Source organism: Pseudomonas sp. S30 (assembly GCF_016518545.1).
Lineage (GTDB): Bacteria > Pseudomonadota > Gammaproteobacteria > Pseudomonadales > Pseudomonadaceae > Aquipseudomonas.
In genome coordinates, this window is the sequence record NZ_JACVTO010000005.1 from 181,826 (window position 1) to 203,182 (window position 21,357).

General features: G+C 61.3%; 7 protein-coding genes. All 7 read right to left on the reverse strand.

What is annotated here, in order from left to right; genetic code table 11:
• Positions 1-28: 28 nt before the first annotated feature.
• Genes IAE34_RS08010 through IAE34_RS08040 form a run of 7 tightly spaced genes read right to left on the reverse strand, consistent with a single transcriptional unit; the run spans position 29 to position 21,233 of the window.
• Entirely contained in the window at positions 29-1,315 is a 1,287-nt protein-coding gene (locus tag IAE34_RS08010; protein ID WP_200138332.1) for a beta-ketoacyl [acyl carrier protein] synthase domain-containing protein, read from the reverse strand.
• A complete protein-coding gene (locus IAE34_RS08015; RefSeq protein ID WP_200138333.1) occupies positions 1,312-4,926 on the reverse strand; it encodes a beta-ketoacyl synthase N-terminal-like domain-containing protein in 3,615 nt (1,204 codons plus the stop codon). Before IAE34_RS08015 ends, IAE34_RS08010 begins: the two co-directional genes overlap by 4 nt.
• Positions 4,919-8,167, reverse strand: a complete 3,249-nt coding sequence (locus IAE34_RS08020; protein ID WP_200138334.1) for a non-ribosomal peptide synthetase — start codon at positions 8,165-8,167, stop codon at positions 4,919-4,921. Before IAE34_RS08020 ends, IAE34_RS08015 begins: the two co-directional genes overlap by 8 nt.
• Positions 8,168-8,204: 37 nt before the next feature.
• Positions 8,205-13,325, reverse strand: a complete 5,121-nt coding sequence (locus IAE34_RS08025; RefSeq protein WP_200138335.1) for a type I polyketide synthase — start codon at positions 13,323-13,325, stop codon at positions 8,205-8,207.
• Positions 13,325-18,355: a type I polyketide synthase gene (locus tag IAE34_RS08030; protein WP_200138336.1), complete on the reverse strand. Its 5,031-nt coding sequence runs from the start codon at positions 18,353-18,355 to the stop codon at positions 13,325-13,327. Before IAE34_RS08030 ends, IAE34_RS08025 begins: the two co-directional genes overlap by 1 nt.
• 51 nt (positions 18,356-18,406) lie before the next feature.
• Positions 18,407-19,678 (reverse strand): condensation domain-containing protein, encoded by a 1,272-nt coding sequence (locus tag IAE34_RS08035; protein ID WP_200138337.1) that lies wholly within the window; start codon positions 19,676-19,678, stop codon positions 18,407-18,409.
• Positions 19,679-19,718: 40 nt separating this feature from the next.
• Positions 19,719-21,233 (reverse strand): MFS transporter, encoded by a 1,515-nt coding sequence (locus IAE34_RS08040; RefSeq protein ID WP_200138338.1) that lies wholly within the window; start codon positions 21,231-21,233, stop codon positions 19,719-19,721.
• Between the last annotated feature and the right edge of the window lie 124 nt (positions 21,234-21,357).

The window sequence follows — 21,357 nt, forward strand, 5'->3', positions numbered from 1 at the left end:
AGTGACGAATGATTAATAGGACGATGATCTAGCCAGGATGGGTGGACGAAGACACCCCGCCCACAATGACGTGTACGTTGGTGCCGCCGATGCCAAAGGAACTGACTCCGGCCAGCCGCTGCTCTGCGACCTTTGGCCATGGCCGGCTGTGAGCGGTGATGTCGAATGGCGATAATGGATCAAGCAGTGCCGCGCAGGGCTGCTCGCAATGGGTGCTTGCAGGAAGGACTCCCAAGCGCACGGCCTGGAGCGCCTTTATGAGGCCGCTTATTCCCGAGGCGCAGTCGGTATGCCCCAGGTTGGCTTTCAGTGCGCCGAGTGCACAACTGCGCGGAGCGACGGCATCGAACACGCGTGAAAGGGCCCTCAGCTCGACAGCATCGCCTACCGCTGTCCCAGTACCGTGTGCCTCGAGCAGGCCGACCTGCCCCGCGCTCACGCCCGCCCGGGTCAATGCAGCGTTGATCACAGCCTCTTGTGCCTTGACGTTCGGAGCGGTGTACCCGGCCTTCTCCAAGCCGTCGTTGTTGACGGCAGAGCCTTTGATCACCCCGAGCAACGGATTACCGTCACGCAACGCGTCGCTCAGTCGCCGCAGCCCGACGAACCCTGCCGCATCGGCAAATACCGTGCCGTCAGCGCGCTGATCGAAGGGTCGAACTTTGCCGGTCGCCGATAAGATGCCCCCTTCGTTATAGCGGTAACCCACATGCGCCGGGTACCGCACACAAACGCCTCCGGCAAGGGCCATGTCGCATTCCCCGAGGTACAGGCTGTTGCACGCCATGTGAACCGCCAGCAAGGATCCAGAGCAGAAGTTTGCGATATTGACCGCAGGCCCTCTGCAATCGAGTTTATAAGCGACGCGAGTAGCCATGGCGTCGCTGCTACGCCCCCCCAGGGTCAGCATGGCATCGGAGGCGCTGTGATCATTCGCCGGGTATTGATCATGCCAGGTGTCGGCACGGGTCCCGACGAAGACTGCGCAAGCGTCCAATTCTGCGCCGGAACGATAGCCAGCCTGATTCAGGGCTGCTCGACAAAGGACCAGACACAGACGCTGCTGGGGGTCCATGCGCGAGGCCTCGCGGGGGGTGTAACGGAACTGGGCATGATCGAAACTTTCGGCATCGCTCAAATACGCTCCTCTGGGCACCCATCCGTCGGGCTGCGGCGTGATGGCAGGGTAGGTTTGCAGCAGCTCCTTGCCTTCGCAGATCGATTGCCACAGCGCGTCACAATCGTCGGCACCTGGGAAGCGGCCCGTCATGCTGACCACGGCAATGTCTTCTCGATAATGCGTCAGTGCGTTCATTGTTCGCTTTCCTCTGCTTGCAAGGTCGCAACGTGCTTGGCGAGCGCATCGGGACTGGAGAACTCGAAGAGATCGACCATCGCCAGACCGACATGGAATCGAGCGTTCGTTCTGCGAATCAGCTCAGCCCCCACTAGCGAGTCGCCGCCCAGGTCGAAGAAGTTGTCACACGCCTGCACAGGACAGCGCAGCACTTGCTGCCATAGCTCACTCATGGCGCGCAGATCGCAGACAGCGCTCGCCTCGCCTGCATCCACACGCAACGCTGGGCTGGCCAGGCGCTGGGGCAGCGGCCTATCGGAGACGATGAAGCGCGAATGGCGCTCGATGCTGGCGAAGATGCGATCCAGTGCGGTTTCGACCTGAACCGTCGAGAGGCCTGCGCCTCGATCCGGGGCATAGCGCAAGCCCTCACTGTGCTGCCAGCCCTCCAGACCCTCCCAGTCGATACTGAAGTAAGGGCTCTTGTCGCGACGGCGGCTGGCCCACCAGGCACAGGCCTCATTGGCTGCTGCGTAGGGACCCAGGCCAAGCCCGCCCGCCAGGACCGCCAAGGAAGAAATGAAGCAGCCAAAGCGTAACTCAGTTCCCTCGAACCACTCGTCGAGCCAGCGCGCGCCTTCCCACTTAGGCTGCATCAGTAACTGCCACTGTTGTCGCTCAGAGCGCATGAGCCAGTGCTGGGTAGCATTGCCCGAGGCCCCGGCGGCATGAATGAAGGCGTTGGCTTGAATACCGTCCCTGCGAAGTTGCTCAAGCACCCCGTGAATCTGCTGGCGGTCGCTGATGTCGGCCTCTACCGAGGTCACTTTCACACCCGTAGCTTGCAGCGCGAGCAACCTTTGCCGGCGAAGTCCCAAGCGCTCGGCATCGTGGCAGGCGCGCTGCAGGACGATAAGGTCATAACCCTGTCTACTGGCCAGGTAATGCGCCATCGCGAAGCCGACGGTGCCTAGACCACCGGTCACCAGGCAGGTCCCGACTGGCCGGACCGCACGAGCATTGATCGATCCCGACAACTCGTCGTGTCGTCGCACCCACACGCTGCTCGCCCGTATCGCACACAACGCCGGCAACGCATCCAGCCGCTCGAGCACTTGTCCCAACAGCTTGCCGGGCGACCCAGGGTTGTCCTGCATCTGCGCCAGGTCGACGATCTTTATCGATACCGTAGGATGCTCATGAGCCAGCGCGGCCACGCACGCCAGTGCAGCGCTCGGTCCCGATTGGACGTTGCCTGCCCCCCACGGATCGACGAAGCCGCTGCCCACAAGCACCAGTTCGATGCTCGGACGGGCCCGCTTCACCAGGCTCTGCACCTGCTCGCACAGCCACCAGGCCAGCTCAGGCCCACTGTCTGCCTTGTCGTCGTCAAGCAGCCAGACCAGCTTGTCGGCAACGCGCTCATCGGCACCGGCACCTCTACAGCCCAAGCGATGCAACTGATCGATCAAGGCGTCGCGCAGTGCTGGATCGCTCGCGCAGAGTGCGAATGGCGTTACGCACGGCACAGGACTCAAGCCCTGTAAAAGGCCCAGCCGTTGCCAGTTTTCCACATACACGTGCACCGGGTCGTGCTGCGTACTGCGCGCAGTCACTGCCTGCGAGCACGCCTGCTCCGACGCTTGCACGGGCTGGTCGGAGTCGTACCAGCAACGCACTGGGCGCAAGGGTGGCAACGGCAACGGGCAGTGCGGGGTCGTCGGCTCATCCTCCAGACGACTCCAGTCCACCTCCGCACCCATTGCCCAGAAGCGGCCAAGCCATGCACGCAGCGATTGCTCGCGCAGATCCAGTTGGAAGGCAACGCTGGTTGCTCGATTGGCTGGGTCAAGCGCAACAGGCACGCGGGCCGACACCTCGGGCTCGGCGAAGACCAGTGTCTGGCCAGGCAACAATAGCCGCAACCATTGACGCATCGCCTGCGCACAATGGCCATGATCGCCAGGTGTCTCGTCGGCATGGCCCCCATGGACGTAACGTTGAAAACCCGGCTCGCGCTCAAGCGTTGCATACAGCGCTTCGTCGAGCCGGACGTCGACCTCGTCAGGCAGTCGCTGTCTGGGTGAAACAGCGTAGCTGCGGGCCTCGAGCTGCTTGGCCAGCTGCGCGCAATCGTCGACATACATCGAGGTGCGCCAGTTGAGAGCACTACGCCCGACCGCCAATACCTTGGCAATCTGTTGCAGGTCTGCCCCGACGTTCTCTCGAAGATGATCCGCGAGGGCAGCGGCCATCCAATGAACGTCCTCTTCATCCCGGCCGCTGAGCACGACGGCCTGGGGCCCGGGCTCGCCCACGGCGACGCGCATGCTGCGCACAGGCGCCTGTTCGACGATCAGGTGGACATTGCTGCCGCCTGCGCCGAAAGCGCTGACCCCAGCACGGCGCGTGCAGCCCTTGGCCCACGGCATTGGCTGAGTGTTGATGACGAAGGGGCTCGACTGCAAATCGCAGGCTGGATTGGCACGGGTAAAGCTTGGATGCGGCGCGATATGGTCGCTGCCCAGCGCCAGAACCGCTTTTGTCAGGCCAGCGACGCCTGCGGCGGCGGCGAGATGGCCTACGTTCGCCTTGATCGAACCCAGCGCACAGAATTGACGCCGGTCGGTTGTTTCAGCGAATGCGCGACACAGCGCATCGAACTCGACCGGATCGCCCAACCGTGTTCCAGTGCCGTGCGCCTCGATCATGCCGATGGAATCGGCCGAGACTTGAGCCAGCGCCTGCGCCTCCATGATCAGCCGGCGCTGACCTTCGACGCTTGGCGCCGTGAACCCGGCTCGAGCACTGCCATCGTTGTTGGCCACCGACGCGGTGATCACGGCATGAATCTCATCGCCGGCACGCAAGGCTTGGTCCAACGGCCGCAATGCGACCAGCGCGACGCCATCGCCGAAGAAGGTGCCACTGGCCTGGGCATCGAAGGGCCTGCAGCTGCCGTCCTGGGAGAACATGAGATCGGGCTGGTACAGGTAACCAGGCTGAGCCGGTGCATGGAAGGAAACACCACCGGCGAAGGCGACCTCGCACTCACCCAGAAGAAGGCTATTGACCGCCAGGTGTACCGCGCTCAATGAAGAAGAGCATCCAGTCTGCACCGCCATGCAAGGCCCTTCGAAACCCAGCCGGTAGGCGACTCGGGCGCACATGTAGTCCTTGTCGTTGGTCAGCATGAGCTCCGTGCCGCCAGCGGTCGTCAGATCACAGTGGCCACGGATCACGTTGGTGAGGTAGGTATTCATCGATGCACCGGCGAACAGGCCGATGCAGGGCCGCCCAAGCGCATTGCCCAGGCCACTGGTCTGCGTCAGCTCCCATGCGCACTCCAGCAGCAGCCGCTGCTGCGGATCGAGCAACTGGGCTTCCCTGATACTGATACCGAAGAACGCTGCATCGAACCGGTCGGCATCGGCCATACGAGCATCCACGGGTACGAAGCGAGGATCTTCCAGCAACGCCTCACTTACGCCGAGGTCACGCAGGTGTGCAACGTCATAGCGGGTGGAGCATATTTTTGCTGCGAGTAAATTACGCCACAGCGTTCTGGGGTCACGTGCGCCAGGCAAGCGGCAACTCATGCCGATCACCGCGATCGATTGATCACTCATTGCCCGCTCCTCCATACACGGATCGATTGGCTCGACGATGGCGCAGGACGTTCTCGCGTCTGTGGTGGGATGAACTCACGCTCCGCTCCTCGGCCTGGCCGTAGTGTTGCAATTCGTCGGCGAGCATGCGTCCAGTCACGAGTCGGAACAGGTCCGAAGGTCGCAGGTGTTGGGCCTCTGGATAGGCCTCCAACTGGGCGTGCATCCGCAGCAACGTCATGGAATTGCCACCCAGCTCGAAATACGGTGTGTCCAAGTCGACCTGATCGCGCTCGAACACATCGCAAAGAATGTCCTGAATGCGTCTATGCCAGCCTGCGGAGGGACATACGCCTGAAGCGCTGAGCGCAGTCAGCTCAGAGGCAAGGCCGGCAAGGGCACTGCGATCCAACTTGGCGTGACGATTGAGGGGCAGGCTTGGCGCATGCAGCAAGCGGGTGGGCTGCATGTAGTCAGGCAAGTACTGACGCAAATGGGTACGGACGGCGCGCTCATCGAGCGGCTCGACGCCTTGGTGCCATTGCAACAGAGCAACCAGACGTGGATGCTCGCCCTGTTCGACGAGTACTGCAGCTTGCTTGACCGGTGCCAGTCGCTCCAGGCAGCGTTCCACTTCAGCAGGCTCGATACGGTACCCATTGAATTTGATCTGCTCGTCCACGCGACCCACGAAGCATATTCTCTGGCCATCCCAATAGCCTAGATCGCCCGTTCTATAGGCCGTTTGCGCACTGCGATAGGGGTCTTGGATAAAACGTTCCCCATTCAACGACTCCAGGCCGATGTACCCCAGCGAGACCCCTGCCCCTCCCACGACGATTTCTCCAACGCTTGCCGCAGGTGAAGTGGCCGTCTCATCCAGCACATACAGCGTTGCCAGGTCCAGGGGTTTGCCGATCGGTACCACTGCGTGCTCGGCAGACTCAGCGTCGACTTTCTGGATACTGGCGAATACCGTGGTTTCAGCAGGGCCATACAGATTCCACACCTCCCAGTCGTCGCGGATCATGTCGCGGGCAACTGCGCCTGTCAGCGCCTCTCCGCATATCACCCAATGCCTGGCATCGCTCAGCGATGGGCGGGAATTGATCACAGGGACCAGCTGACGCAGGCCCGACGGCGTCTGCGTGATGATATTGACGCCTTCGTCTTGCAGCAGAGCCCATAGCTGTTCCGGGAGCGCCCTGACCGCGCGGGGCACCACTACAAGACAGCCTCCGGAGCACAATGCACCCCAGATTTCCCAGATCGACAAGTCGAAGCTCGCGGCATGAGTCCAGCTCCAGATCTGGCCTGGAAGCATGTCCAGCGCGCGGAACATCGACTCGAGCAGCGCCACGACGTTACGCTGCCGAACATCGATGCCCTTTGGGGCACCCGTCGAACCAGACGTGAATACGCTGTAGGCCCGAGCATCGGCGCTGCTGAAGTCGAAGAGTGCGAGTTCCTCGGTTTCAGCCCCCCCTCTAGCGATGCTCGGATCGCACCTTCGCACTCGATCGAACTGGGCCGGTGACGACGCCTCGCAGACGACCGTGTCGATCTCGGCCTGCTCGATGATCCGCAGCAGTCGCTCTATGGGCAAGTCGGGGTCCAGAGGAACGTACGAGGCACCGATGCGCATGATGGCGAGCATGGCGATGATCGCATCGGCGCCTGAGCCCAGGTAGATACCGATACGATGCCCAGCCTGTGCTCCGCTATCCAGCAGCCCCTGGGCAAGCTTCAGGCTGCAGCGCTGAAGCGCGCGCCAGTCCAGCGTATGGGCGCCTTCACGAAGGGCCGGGGAGTCGGGGTGATCCTGGCAGCGGCTATCGAACCAACTGACCAGCGACTCGAACGAGACGTGCGTACAGGGCACGGCATTGATCGGTCCAGGCACACGGTTGCAATCCTGATCGATATCCATGGGCTGAAGCGAACGCCCCTGGAAGGTCTCACCGACTATCCCATCGACGCAGGCCAGCCAGTGTTCGGTGAATCGCACTAGGCCGGTAGTCGAAAAGATTCGGTCATCTCCCTTGATGACCACACGCAGCGCGTCGATGGCGTCGATGAACTCGAGAGCGATGTCCACCTGACCCTGCTGCTGGTTCAACCGCCAGGGTCCCACGTCGAGTCCGGCCCATCGCTGGCGTGCATCAGGGGCCGCCATGTGCAGCGCAAGCCAGCGCGACTGTAGTGTCTGCCCCAACATGTTCACGGTTGTTTGAAACAGCGGGTTACGCCCGTGCGGTCGAGCGATGGGCAAGGCACCCAACGCCTGCGAGAGATCGAACGATCGTAGCCCAAGGGCTCGATGCAGATCGCCTCGCGCTCGCTGGATCCGCTCCGATAATGCTGAAGACGATCGGACTCGCTGAGGCAGGACATTGAATAGACTGCCCAGCGTCTGCGCGTAACGGTCATCACGCATCGACATCGGCATTCCAATCACGACTTCGTCTTCGTGGGTAATGTCGGATACCGCTTGCGCCCAACTCACCAGCATGACGGTGTAGAGCGAAGCGTTGGTCCGACTGGCCAGGGCCCTCAAGCCCTGCAACCGTGTGCCCTCGATCGTCAGGTAGTGACTGGCGCCGGCACGTGCACCCTCTGCCCAGTGACTGGCCCACCGCAGGGGCGTTGGAACGGGCTGCAAGTATCGATGCCACTCGGCCTGCACTTGGTCACCGGACTCCACCGCTTGTTCCTGAACTTCACAGCGATAGTCCGAGAAAGGCAGGCCAGCGACCCGCCAGCCCGACGACTCCTCTTCGACTTCGACCAGATAGAGCGACTCCAGCTCGTCGAACATCAACCCCAATGAGGTGAAGTCGGCGACGATATGATGCGCGCTCAGCACCAGCACGCTCCAGCCCTCAGGATCCTGGAAGCAACCCAGCCGCACCACGTCACCCTTGGCAATATCGAACGGCCGATCAAACCATCGCTGTACGTGCTGCTGCTTCTCCAGTTCGTCCGAGCCGCCCAGCGCCTGGACATCCAGCTCGCACCCGCCGAGTTGGACAGTAGCGGGTATCGCCAGGTCATCGCATCCTGAGTAGCGTGTACGCAGGATCGGGTGTGCCGCCAGCAGACGTTGCCAGGCAAAGCCCAGAGCCTGATGCTGCAACGGCGCATACACGGCGATCGCCAGGCCGATGTTGTAGCGGATGTCCTGCGGATTCAACCTTGCAATCAGCCACTGTGCCTGTTCCTGAGGCGTCGCGCGGACCGAAGGGTCTATGGTTTCATACATGAGCGTTACCCACTTCCTTGTCAGAGTTAATGCCAACTCAAGCACTTGCCAGAAGCTTCTCGACCACGTCATCGACGATGCGACTGTCGAAGAAAGCGGTGATGGGGAGCGCCTTGCCGGTTCTCTGGCGCAAGCGTTGCACGATCGCCACGGCCCCCAGGGAATCAAGCGCCAGCTCAGCCAGATCCGTATCTGGATCCACCTGACTATGGCGGGTCAGCGTGCTCAGCTCATCGACGACCAGCTGTCTGAGCGTGGCTCGCATCGCCTCTTGCCCTCCCGTCAACGTCACACTGGGTGCGCTGGAGGGGTCCAGAGTCTTGGCCCTTGATCGAGACAAACCCAGCAAACGCTCCAGCGCCCCTGGCTGAAGGCTGGCGACAATCTCGCTACCGTCCTCATCGCTGCTCGCCATCATCCAGTCCAGTACCTGCGCCTGGGTCATCAGGCCAAGTCCATCAGTGGCCATGCGCTGACGATGCCGTTCTTCCAGGCGAGCAGTCATGCCTCCGGCCCAGGGCCCCCAAGCCACTACCCGCAAGGTGCGGACGGTGTGCGCATGCAGACCCGCCAGCGCTTCGGCGCAAGCGTTGGCAGCCGCGTAGGCCGCCTGGCCCGGCAGGCCGATGTGAGCCGACAGTGAAGAGCACATGACGAACCAGGTGGGCCTTGAAGCCTGTGCGGCCTCCAGCAGATTGAGCGTACCGGAGACTTTCGGCGCCAGTACCGCTTCAATCGTTTCTGCCTGCAAACGCGCTATCAGCCTATCCTCCACGACACCCGCCAAATGAACGATGCCCTTTAGTGGCTGGCCCCTGCGGGCGACCTGGCGCATCAATGCCTCGACATCGGTGCGATTACCCACATCGCCTTGAAAAAGATGCACATTCACACCTTGTTCCTTGAGGGACGCAACGAGCTCGAGCAGCGGCGCCTCGGGTCGACCTCGACCCATGAGGCTGATATGCCTGGCACCCTGCTCGATCAAGCGCTGCATCACCGCCGTACCTGTCTGGCCGAAGCCGCCGGTGACCAGGTAGCGTGCCGCCTCCTCCACGGCCAACGCCTGCTGCGGCTGCCCGCGCGTGGCACGCACCGCTTGCTCGTACAACACGCCGTTGGCGATCCGATGAACCTTGCACGGGTCGCCAGCTCTCAATACGGGCAGGAGGAGGTCCATTGTCTGAACGGCTGGAGGCCAGGATGCGGGTAGCTCGACAGCGTGACATCGGATACCGGGATACTCGCTGGCGATGACCCGTAGCATGGCGAGACTGGCGGCTGCCACCGAGGCTGAGTGGCGTTCGGACTCCGGCGCTCGAGTGATCAGGCATAGCCGTGGACGTTGGACGCCCGACTGGTCGATCTCCAGGCAGACTTCACGCAACCGCATCAACTGCTCGACCACTGACCGCGTTGGGTCCTCTGCGGCGAGTGGGCATGCTTCGTCGATGACGATCCATTGAACGCAAGCGCTTCGCTCGGTGATATCGCCAACCACGTCGGATACCCCGTCACCTGCTCGTATCAGAGCCTCACGCAACAGCTGGACCGTCGGTTGCGCACCACGCACGACATGGTTGATCGACTGCGAAGGCGGCGTGGCGACACTGCAAGCTCGCCACTCCAACCTCCAGGCTTGCGGATCTCTCGCCGCATCCGACGAGCGCAAGGATTGACGAGTGGCACGCTTGAGCTGGACGTTACGCAACCAGCCGACAGCCAGGCCGTCGGCATCGTGAAGATCGATGTCCCCTCTCAGGACCTGAATGTCCTGGTCGAACTCGGTGGTGGTCAACATGACCGTCGCGGTCAGTCGTGTCTGAACGGGACGGAGCAGGATCAACTCATCAACCGCCAGCGGAATGTACAGCTCAAGGCCCGGGCTGCGCTGCAGGTAGCCTGCATACAATGCCTGGAAGCAGGCGTCCAGCACGCCAGGGTCCAAGGCCAGCTGCATGTCACGCGCAACCATGCTCGGCGCTTGCAGATCGACGCGAAGACAGTGACCGGCAGGGTCATGCGCAATCGAAGTGATCCGCCTGAACAGTGGCCCCAGTTGCAATCCGGCCTCTTGCACGGTGTGATAGAACTCAAGGGCATCGACCTCGCTGCCGGCGCGGCTTCGTCCCAGAGGGTCTGGACTGGCCAGGGCCGAGGGTTCGACGGCCTGCAGGGTACCGCCCGAAAGCATCATCCGGCCCGCCGCCGGGTTGGCGTGGACAGTGAACTGATAGCGCTGTGCACCCTGGTCGCCGCGCCATTCGAATTCCACTGGACAGCTTTGACCTGGCTCGATCAACAGCGGCTGGAAGAAGCGGATGTCCGACACACGGACTGCCGGCATGTGACGCTCGCAGAGCGCTTGGCTGACCAAGGTGGCCAGATGCATCGCACCAGGCACCACGATCCTGTCGAAGATCCGATGGTCGGCCAGCAAGGACTCCCCTCGCCATACGACGGCAAATTCGATCGATTCGCGGGACTGACCGCTGAATGAGTCGTGCGCATGGCTGTAAGCTGGTAACGCGAAACGGGTGTGCGACCAGGCCGGCGAAGGCTGCGTGGACGACGTGAGCATTGGCAGATCCTGCCCAGCCTCGAACAAACCGGCCCAGAGCGTATCCAGTGTCTGTTGCAAGGGTTTGTGTCTATTGAGCACTGGCCAGACCCTGAGATTGGCGACTTTGCTCCCGAGACAGCGTTGAACATGCTGCACCAGCGAGCTGTGCGGACCCAGCTCGATGAAGGTGTCGCACCCTGACTCAGCCAGTTGGTTCAGGGCGCGGTCGAAGCGTACGGGACGAAGCGCGTTGCGCACCCAGTAACCGGCATCTGTCGGCACCGTGACGTCATCCCCAAAATGACTCGAGGACTGGAACTGCATATGGGCCGGGGAATGCCGCAACTCATCGAATGCCCGCTCCAGGTCAGCGCTCAGCGGCTCAAGCAGCGGACAATGAAAAGCATAGTGGGCATTGACCACGATAGGCTCGATTGCGGCCTGCTGACAGCGTTGCTCGAACACGGCCGCAGCGGCCTGTGATACCGAAACGATACTGGCCCCTGGGCTGTTGCAGGCCGAAATGCATCCGCCCTCATCGCCCGCGAGCAAGTCTTCGACGATGTGTTGCTCGGCCAGCACAGCATACATTCGACCGTGATCGTGCAACGTCGACATGCATTTGCCGCGCGCCACAGCGGCCTGGAGTACCTGCTCCCGGGTCAGGATACCTGCGCAACAGGCTGCCGAAAGCTCACCGACGCTATGCCCCGACACCGCTGACGGCTTTATCCCCCAGGAAACGAGCATATCGAACAGGGCCAATTGGATCGCGACGATACAGGGCTGGGCCCAACGGGTCTGCGCCAGATCGGTTCCGCTCCCGGCAGCAATGCTCGGCAGCAGTTCCCACCCATCCAGCTTGCGAAGGATCGCCTGACTTTGCTCGAGGCTGCGTCTGAATTCAGCATCGCGGCTCAGAAGCTCATCCACCATCCCCGGCCACTGGCTGCCCTGGCCTGAAAAAAGCAGCGCGATCTTTCGGCCGGGCACGCCCACCGAAGGCTTGTTCAACCAACGTTCCATCTCCTTGAGCATGACTCCTGCGCTGCTCGCATTGAATGCCTTGCGAACCGTGCCGCTCACGCTGCCGGCAGGGCAACTCACGCGTTGCTCGGGCGGTACGGTCTGTAATCGAGCCTGTACAGCCTTTACTGCCATTGTCAGAGTTTCTGGAGTATCGGCTGCCAGGCGATAGACGTTTATCGCGTTAGCCTGGCGGTGTGACCCGGCGCGAAGCAGCACTTGGGCGTTAGTGCCTGACCAGCCGAATGAACTGACCAAACCGAGTAGCGGCTCCCCGTCGCGCTCCGGCCAGGGGCGGCCAGAGCGCACAAAGCTGACACTGGGCGATGACTCGATATGGGAGTTGACCGTTTGCAGGTCAGCCTGACCCGGCACATATCGATGATGAAGGCACAGAACGGATTTGATCAGCGAAGCGATGCCTGCGGCGGCCTCGCAGTGACCGATGTTGCCTTTTACCGAACCGATCAGACAAGGTGCGTCCACGGGTCTGGTTCCCAGGACATTCACCAAAGCGCCCACTTCGATGGGATCGCCCAGGCGCGTACCGGTCCCGTGAGCCTCCACATAACCCAGCTGGTCGGCATGGGCTCCCGCACGGGCGAGCAGATCACGCAGGAGCGCCTGCTGTGACAATCCATTGGGCGCGGTCATGCCGTTGGTCCGACCGTCCTGATTCAGCGCCGTGGCCTCGATCACTGCCAGGACCCTGTCGCCGTCACGCTGGGCGTCACTCAGCCGCTTGAGTACCACAGCGCCGCACCCGTCGCTACGCACGATCCCATCGGCACGCTCATCGAAGGGCTTGCAGCGGCCGTCCGCAGCCATCAGACCCATACGGGAGGTGGCAATGGTGAACTCCGGTCCCAGTACCAGATTGACGCCGCCTGCAATGGCCTGATCGCATTCGTTGTTGCGCAAGCTCGAACAGGCCTGATGTACGGCCACCAGGGATGACGAACAGGCGGTATCGACGACCAGCGAAGGTCCTTTCAGGTCCAGCAGGTACGATACTCTTCCGGCCAACACGCTGTTGGAGACCCCTGGGCCGCTGAATGCGTTGATGCGATCCACGTTGCTGAACAGCCGGCGGGCATAGCCGTCGTTGTAGTTGACGACACCCACGTAGACACCAGTGCGACTCCCTTGTACGTCATGCCGCTCTTGTCCGGCATGAGCCAATGCCTCCCAAGCGACCTCGAGAAATACCCGTTGCTGCGGATCCATGTGCTCAGCTTCGGTATCGGTGATTCCAAAGAACGCCGCATCGAAAGCAGTTTCATCGATCAACCCGGCCCAACGAGTGCTTACCTTTCCAGGCGCGAGCGGATCGGGATCGTAAAGGTCACCGTTATTCCAGCGCTCAGGGGGAACTTCCTGGATGGCATCGCCCCGCTCGGTCAGCAATGTCCATAAAGCTTCCAGGGATTGAGCCCCCGGCAATCGGCATGCGGCTCCGACCACAGCGATGGGCTCGTCTCTGCGCTGCAGTGCCAGTTTCAGCTCACGCACACTCACCAACGCACGTTGCAGAGCCGAGGCGGTTTCGGATTTCGTGGCTCGTTCCATCAGAAGTTCGCTCCATTGAATTTTTCCTGAATGGTGGCCAATTCCTTGAGTAGTTCGGCCATCAATGCGTCGTCATCCTCATCTGCGCCGACCTCGCTGACCGTCGTATGCGCATCGTCATTGTCAGCGGGCCACAAGAGTGATTCCAGATAGCTGGCCAGTGCGTTGACCGTCGGGTAGTTCCAGAGAACGGTTGCTGGCATACGCACCTCCAGCTCGGTTTGCAGGCGATTTCGAATTTCCACACCCAGCAATGAACTGATGCCCAGGTCGCTCAAAGGCGCGTCATCTGGAATGCTCTCGATGGGCTGTTGGAGCAATGCGGCGACATACCGCCGCACGACATCGGCTAACTGTCCGTGCCGGTCCTGTGCATCCTGTCTCAAAACGACGGGCCTCGACGGCGGCGTCAGATTTCGCCCGAGCGCCATGGGTCCTCGGTACTTCATGATCGTTGGATCGAGCTCTGTCCCGGGGCAGTCGCGCAAGGCCTGCAAGCCTTCCAGAAGGGTCATGGCGGGGAGATGGCCGAAGACTTGTCCGTTCGCCAGCAAACCGTTGCCCTGGAAAGGCCCGAATCGCACGCTAATGCCAGGCAAGCCCAGGCCTCGACGGTAGTCCGCCAAGCCGTCGAGATAGGCGTTCGCAGCGGCGTAGCTGGCGTGACCGGGGAAGCCGAAGAGGCTCGAGACCGAGGAGATCAGGACGAAGGCCTCTATCGGCCAGTGCTCACTCAAACGGTGTAGATTCCACGCACCTTGCTGCTTGCCACGCATCTGTAGAAGCAACGTCCTGCCATCTACGCTTTGCAGGGGGCTGGCCTCGAGGGTGCCAGCAAGATGACTTATGCGGGTCAGCGGGCCAAGTGTCGAGGCATTGCGTTGCACTGCCGCATCCAAGGCCTGCGCATCACTGACATCCAGACATTCCACGACGATGTAGTTTCCCTGCTCACGCCAACGCTGCAGAGCCTGGGCGACAGGCTCCGAAGCCGGCTGTCTGCCGATTAGCACGAAGCGCGTCTCGCCCTGGTCGATCAACTGCTCCAGCAGCGCCTGACCCAGAGCCCCGAGCCCGCCGGTGATCAGGTGATAGCCCCGTGTATCTGAGGACCGTGATGGCACGCGATCAGGCGGCGGTTCCGCGGCCTGCAATGTGGGGATATAGCGCTGTTGGGCTCGCCAGGCGGACTGCGTGAGTGGCTGCGCCACACTGGCCTGCATGGCGATGGCCCACTGGGCGAACTCAGGGGATTGCCGGTCCAGGTGCGGCAGATCGCAAACACACAGGCGCAGCTGTTCAAACTCCAGGAGCGCCGTACGCAGCACTCCCCACAGCAACGTGGATTCAGGCCAAACGGTATCGCCCTCGCCGATACGGTATGCGCCGACGGTAAAGACATGGAGCGTCACGCCTTGACTTGATAAACGATCGACGAACCGCAACGTAGCCAGCAGATCCCTGACCAGGTATTGAAGGTCTTGATCAGGCTCAAGCAGCATGATCACGTGCTCGACGCTCTCGTTGGCGAAACCCTTGGCGAGAGCCGAGAAATCTGGCGAGTCATCAGCACCGAAACTGGACAGCTGACTTCCCGGCAAGTAGTCGCTGGCAACGGCATTGAAGGCTTGAGAGTTGCAAAGCACCAGCAAGCGGTCGGTACGAGGCGCGGCGGATACCTCTTCGCAAGCCGGCTGCCAGTTCAGTCTGTGAGTCTGCACGGCCCCGGGAGCGGCTCGCGCAGAGCCGTACACCACCGGCAATGCCAGAGGCGGTTGCGACAGCATTGCCCTGGGCGGCATCAGGGCTCCAGCGAGAAAGCCACGAACCATCAAGTGCGCCCGCAGCTGGTGCGCAGTCAGGTCTTGCAAGCCTTCGAGCCGCACGAACCCAGGCTCGCCACCGGCGATGCACTGTGCCTGCCATGTCTGTTCATTCAAATTCTGCGCAGCGCGCAGGAGCGCCTGCACGGCACTGCGCGACAACTCCAGGTCGGGAATCTTTCCTGACAGCGAAGCCATTCGATAACCACTCATGAGCATGCCATTGGCACGCAGCAGCGCCACGCACCCAATAGCCAGCGCCAGACTGTCCAACCAGTCTCCACTGATCTGCGCTTGCTCGGCCACCTGCAACACGCGCTGACGGGCCGTGGAGAATTCCTCGAAAACGCTCAGCTCATCGCACTGTGCGTGGCTCAGGAGGCATTGATGAGTGATGTCGAGCACGGCGTGATCGAGCGTGCAAGATTGCACTTCAGCCGTATCCAGCTCGCGCAGCCAATCGATAGCCTGCTGGCGATCAGTGATCACCGTCGCGACCCGGAAACGCTCGTGACTGATGGCGCTGCATAATGCCTGGGAGCATTCGCTCAAGCTAAGCTCCGGGTTGTCCTGCAACCACTTCAGGATGCTCGTGGCTCGCTGTCGGAGTGCTTCACGCCCATACCCGGACAACAACAGCGGATAGGCTCGAGGCAGATCTGGCTGTTGCGCCGACGCTCCATCGGCCAGCGCCAGGTCCATCGCGCAGGCATCGCTGCCGCCTCGGCGTGAACTGATCCACAGACCTCGATGCCAGTCGGCTTGCAGCATTGCGGCTTGCAAGCTGGATTGCAGCACTGGGTGACTGGATATCTCCACCACCACGCCGCTGGTTCGTTGCAGTACGCTACACAGAGCGTCGAACCATCGCAGCGGTAGAGCCACTGCCTCATCCCAGTGCGCACGACCAGGGGTTCGCAACACAGCGCCCGTGGCGCTGGCCCCATACACCGGAATCCTTGCCGGGCAAGGCACGATGTCTTGCATCGCCTGCGTCAGGTCGCCATAGCCCTGTTCAACGCGAGCGGCATGAACGCCAACGCGGGTCTGAATCTGGCGCACACGCACTTGGTGCTCATGACAGTGACGCTGCACGGCGGCCAGGGCCTGTTCGCTCCCGGAAATGACCGTTTCCTGTCCAGCGTGCTGAATGGCCGGATACGCCTCCACATCAAGGCGGGTCAGCAGTTCTTCTGTCTGTGACCAGCCAAGATCCAGCAACGCCATTGCCCCAGGTTGCGTGGCGGCCCAGCGCGCCTGGGCGAGGATCACCACCAGCGCATCGTGAAGGCTCAACATACCGGCGATATGAGCAGCGGCGGCCTCGCCGATACTATGGCCCACTACGGCCGTGGGTTTGAGCCCCTTTCGGATCCAGACGCGTGCCAGCGCGACTTGCACAGCGAAATGACAAGGCCAAGCGACTTCGACCGAAGTGAAGTCTTCCAGGTCATCGTACAGCCGCTCTGCCAGCGACCAGCCCGCCAGTGTTGCGAATACCCTGTCGCAGTCAGCGATGGTCTGACGAAATACTGGGTCGAGTCGCGCGAGGTGCAGGCCCATTCCTTGCCACTGATCCCCCTGGCCGGAAAACACCAGCAGTGCACCGTCGTCGATCGATCTCGCTGCCTTCACTACCAGGGTGTCGGGGTGCGGCGGCGACTCCTGCGTAGCCGGCCATTGCCGATCGATGATCACATGGGCGTTGGTGCCGCCAAAACCGAAGGAGCTGACACCCGCCAACGGGCGCCTCGACCGCCATGGTGTGTTTTGCACGACCGGTTGCACATCGAGCTGAGCCCAATCGATCGCTGGATTAGGCGTCGTATAATTCAAATGCGCAGGTATCGTCCCGTGCTGTAACGCCAGCAGGACCTTGATCAAGCCAGCCATGCCCGCCGCCGCCTCGCTGTGGCCGATGTTCGTCTTTACCGACCCGATCAACAAGGGCGAGCGCGACACACCGCGCGGACAGTAGGCAGCAGCGATCGCGGTGACTTCTATCGGATCCCCCATAGCGGTGCCCGTACCGTGCGCCTCGACGAACTCAACCTGATCGGGCGTCACCCCTGCCCGCTGCAGCGTTTCATCCAGCAGTGCCTGCTGGGCCTGGAAAGAAGGTGCTGTCAGGCTTGCATGGAAGCCGTTGTTATTGACCACGGAGGATCGCACGACCCCCCAGATCGGCGCCGCCTGGACAAGGGCATCAGGTAGCCTGCGCACGATCACGACCCCGGCCCCTTCGGCGCGCACATAGCCATCGGCGGCAGCATCGAAGGTGTGGCAGGTGGCGGTCGCCGATAGCCCACCGAATTGACGCATCGCCATGAAGCTCTGCGCCGCCAGCATAAGGTTCACACCTCCGACCACAGCGAAGTCGCACTCCCCCTGTTTCAGGGCCTGGCAAGCCAGATGCAGGGCGACCAGTGAGGAGGAGCACGCCGTATTGACGGTCATGCTGGGGCCGCTGAGGCCCAGACAGAAAGAGATTCGCGCGGACAGGATGCTGGTATCCAGACCGGTCGCGCTATGCGCCGTCATCTGTTGGGGAGTGATGTGGTGTGCGAAATCGCACCACATGGCACCGATGAAAACCCCACCGCGCTGCCCGCGAAGCGACGCCGGTGGCATCGCCGCCTGCTCCAACGCTGCCCAGGTGAGGGTCAGCATCAGACGCTGCTGCGGATCCATCTGGCTCGCCTCGTGAGCAGTGAGGCCGAATCTTTGTGCATCGAAGTCACCGGGGTGACTGATGAAACCTGCTACCTCTTTTTCATCGACGTTCCACGGGCTCTGCAAGCGCTCATTGAAATGATCGGTGCCGACCGGACCCACGCTTCGCTGGCCCTGAATCAGCAATCGCCAGAACTCGTGACTGTCAGCTGCGTGCGGAAAACAGCAGGCGAGACCGGTGATCGCTATCGGACACTGCGCCGATGCGGGTCTGGGATCCTGCAATGGAATAACAACGGGGGAGTCGTCGCACAAGTGTCGACATAACTGCTCAGGCGTTGCATAACGCCAGAATATCGTTGGCTCGAGTTCACGATCCAGACGCCGTTCGAGGGTGCTCACCAAATCGGTAATGGTGATTGAATCCAGACCCAGGCTTCCGAGCCGCTGGTGTGCATCGACGGCCTGCAATCCGGCGCAGAGCGCCAGTTCTTCCAGCACGACACGCAGCACATGTTCGTATGCAGTGTTCATGGGCTTTCCCTTTCCAGTGGCCATGAATCCATTTCATGGCTGCTTCGTCATTCAGCAGGGGGTGAGATCGAGTGTACGCAGCCCCTCGAACAGGACCTGCACCCAGGCACGCAGAGCCAATTGCCGCTCCAACTGCCGGACCGCCTGGACCGTGATCTTCAACCTGTCTTCGTAGAGCTCCGCTTCAAATCCAAGCGACAGCTCTGCCAATTGCTCAGGTGCTCTGCGGATGTCGAGCCGCTCGGGGGCCAGCCGATAACCGAGCAACTGAGGACGCGGCCGCGGTGAGTTGACGAAATTGAAACCCAGTGCTGGTAGATCGGGGCGCTCGGACTCTGGCACACCGGAGAAATACCGAGCGGCATACTCCTGCGCACCGTCCAGCGCTTCCTGTAGATCGCGTGTCGCTCGCAGCACATGCTCGTGCAACGTGGATCTGAATAGCTCGAATGTGACTGGCATCGGAAAAGCGACCGACCCGACAAGCTCAGCGACAGGAGTGTCCCACTCCCCTACGAAGTGCGGACTCATCCACATCATTAGCCCAACCGTGCCGCTCGACTGCAAACGACTGAGTGCGCAGGTCCAATGCCCCAGCAGCAAGTCGGCCAGGCTCACCCGCCATGCCTTGGCCTGCTGATGCAGCTCGTAGAGTGCGTCCGGCTCCAATACCACCGTCCAACTCAACACGCTGTCGTGACGGACCTGCCCATGATGCTCACGGCAAAGGCGATCCATTAGGCCCGGTGGCTGGACGGGGGGTGGCGCGGGGGTCGTCAGTTGCCGATGGCGCCGCTCAAGTTCCAACGCCAGTCTCAGGTAGCTGTCACATGGCTGTGCAACTAGCGGCGTACCTCGCTCGGCAGCCTGGTAAGCCCTGGACAGATCCCGCCACAGAATCCGACTGGAAATCCCATCGCACACCAGATGATGAAACAGAATCAACAGGCGTTGCTCTCCGGATTCCATGCTTTCGAACAGCCCGTAGCGCAATAGCGGTTGCGAACGCAGGCCGGCGTCTTGAACGACACGAGTCCAATGATGGATTTGCGCCAGCATGGCGCGATTCGACTCAGCCTGGATGACATGCACAGCCGTCTCGACCTTATTGCGATCAACGTCTCCCCATTCCATGCACCACCCTTCGGAAGTGCGTAGAAAATGCGCACTCAATACCGGATACTTTGCATAAATATAAGCCACCGCCTGTTGTAGATAATCAGGCAGCAGTACGTCAGTTGGAACAATCAACTCCCCTACAAATAGGTCTTCCAGGTCATAGGCCGTCTCGCAATCATAAATCTGGCCCAATAGCAGATGCATGAGCTTCTCCTGATGGCATTCATCCAAGTATCAACAAACGCTATTGCGAAAAGTGTGTTTGCTCATTAACCAGGGAGGGGCTACGGCGAAAGTTCATCCACACCACGGCGGCGCTCACGATGAGTATTCCGATTGAGGTGAACATGACCCAGTGGACAGCCTGCTCGAATGCAAATCTGGCACTACTGGCGACCTGCGCAGCCACCTCCGGTGTCAGCGTCTGGGAGTACGCCAATGCTCGATCTATGCCTTCGCGCAGTGAATCAGGATCGCTGATCCCTTCCGGCACCACGATGCTTGCGCTGTAGATGACGGACATGAGGGTGCCCAGTAATGCGATGCCCAGCCCTCCTCCCAGTTCGTAGGAGATCTCTTCGGCAGATGCTGCCATACCCGCTCTCTGCGGAGGGACGCTGGACATGATGGTGGTGGATGCCCCAGTCATACTTGCACCTACGCAGGCGCCCATCACGAACAACATCCCGGCTTGCATCACGATCGAGTGATCGAAGCTGTACATGAACAGTGCGATGACCACGGCATAGGTCAGCAACGCCATGATCAGGAATCGGTCACAGCGGATGCGGGGCAGCATCCACCCACTCAAAGGACCGGCCACGATAGCCCCCAATGATAGCGGTATGAAATAGAAGCCGGTCTGCAAGGGCGACATGTCCAGCACCAACTGCAGACGCTGACTCAACACCAGATTGATGCCCATCAGGCATCCGGCCGCCGCCAGGCTCGCCAGCATCGCCGAGGAAAAAGCCGCACTGCGGAAAATGGCCATGTCGATCAGGGGGTAGTCACGCTTTCGCTGGCCTCGCAGGAACACCCAGGCGCTGCCGATGCAGATCACCAACGCCATCGCCGCTGCAGCCATCGATGGGATCGGCTTCGCGAACTCCTTGATCAGATAGGCGAAGCTGATCAGGCATACCATGGCTTGCAGAGAGCCGAGCAAATCCCATGGCCCAGCATTTGGAAGAGGCGCGTTGTCGATCAGCCGCAGCGACAGGACCAGTGCAATGACGACAATGGGGACGTTGATCAGAAAAACCGAACCCCACCAGAAATGCTCGAGAAGGGCGCCACCGACCACTGGTCCCAATGCCGCGCCGCCCGAGGCGACCGCAGTCCAGATCCCAATGGCGACCGAACGCTCGCGCTCCTCTTCGAAAATCAGAGTGATGATCGCCAGGGTCGCCGGCATCATGGCCGCCGCCCCAACGCCCAACGCTGCCCTGGCAACAACAAGCAAAGCGGCACTGGGCGCGAAGGCCGCCAACAAGGAGGCTGAGCCGAAAATTGCCAGGCCTGCAACGAAGAGACGCTGATGTCCCACCCTGTCGCCGAGCGTGCCCGCGCCCAATAACAGGCCCGCGACGACCAATGGGTACATGTTGACGATCCACAACTTGTCGTTGGTGGACGCATCGAGCGCATGTGTGAGTGTGGGAAGCGCGATATAAAGGACTGTCATATCGATCGCGACCAGCAGAAGCGCAAATGACAGTACGGCTAGTACCAGCCACCGTCGAGTGTTGTTAGGCATCAAATTCTCCTTGCCATAAACTGCCGACATTCCCTGCCGACATTTTCAAGCTCATGCCAAGCTAGTTGACGATTATTACTATTGCAAAAAAACGGGAAATTAAAATTGTAAATTTATGATACGT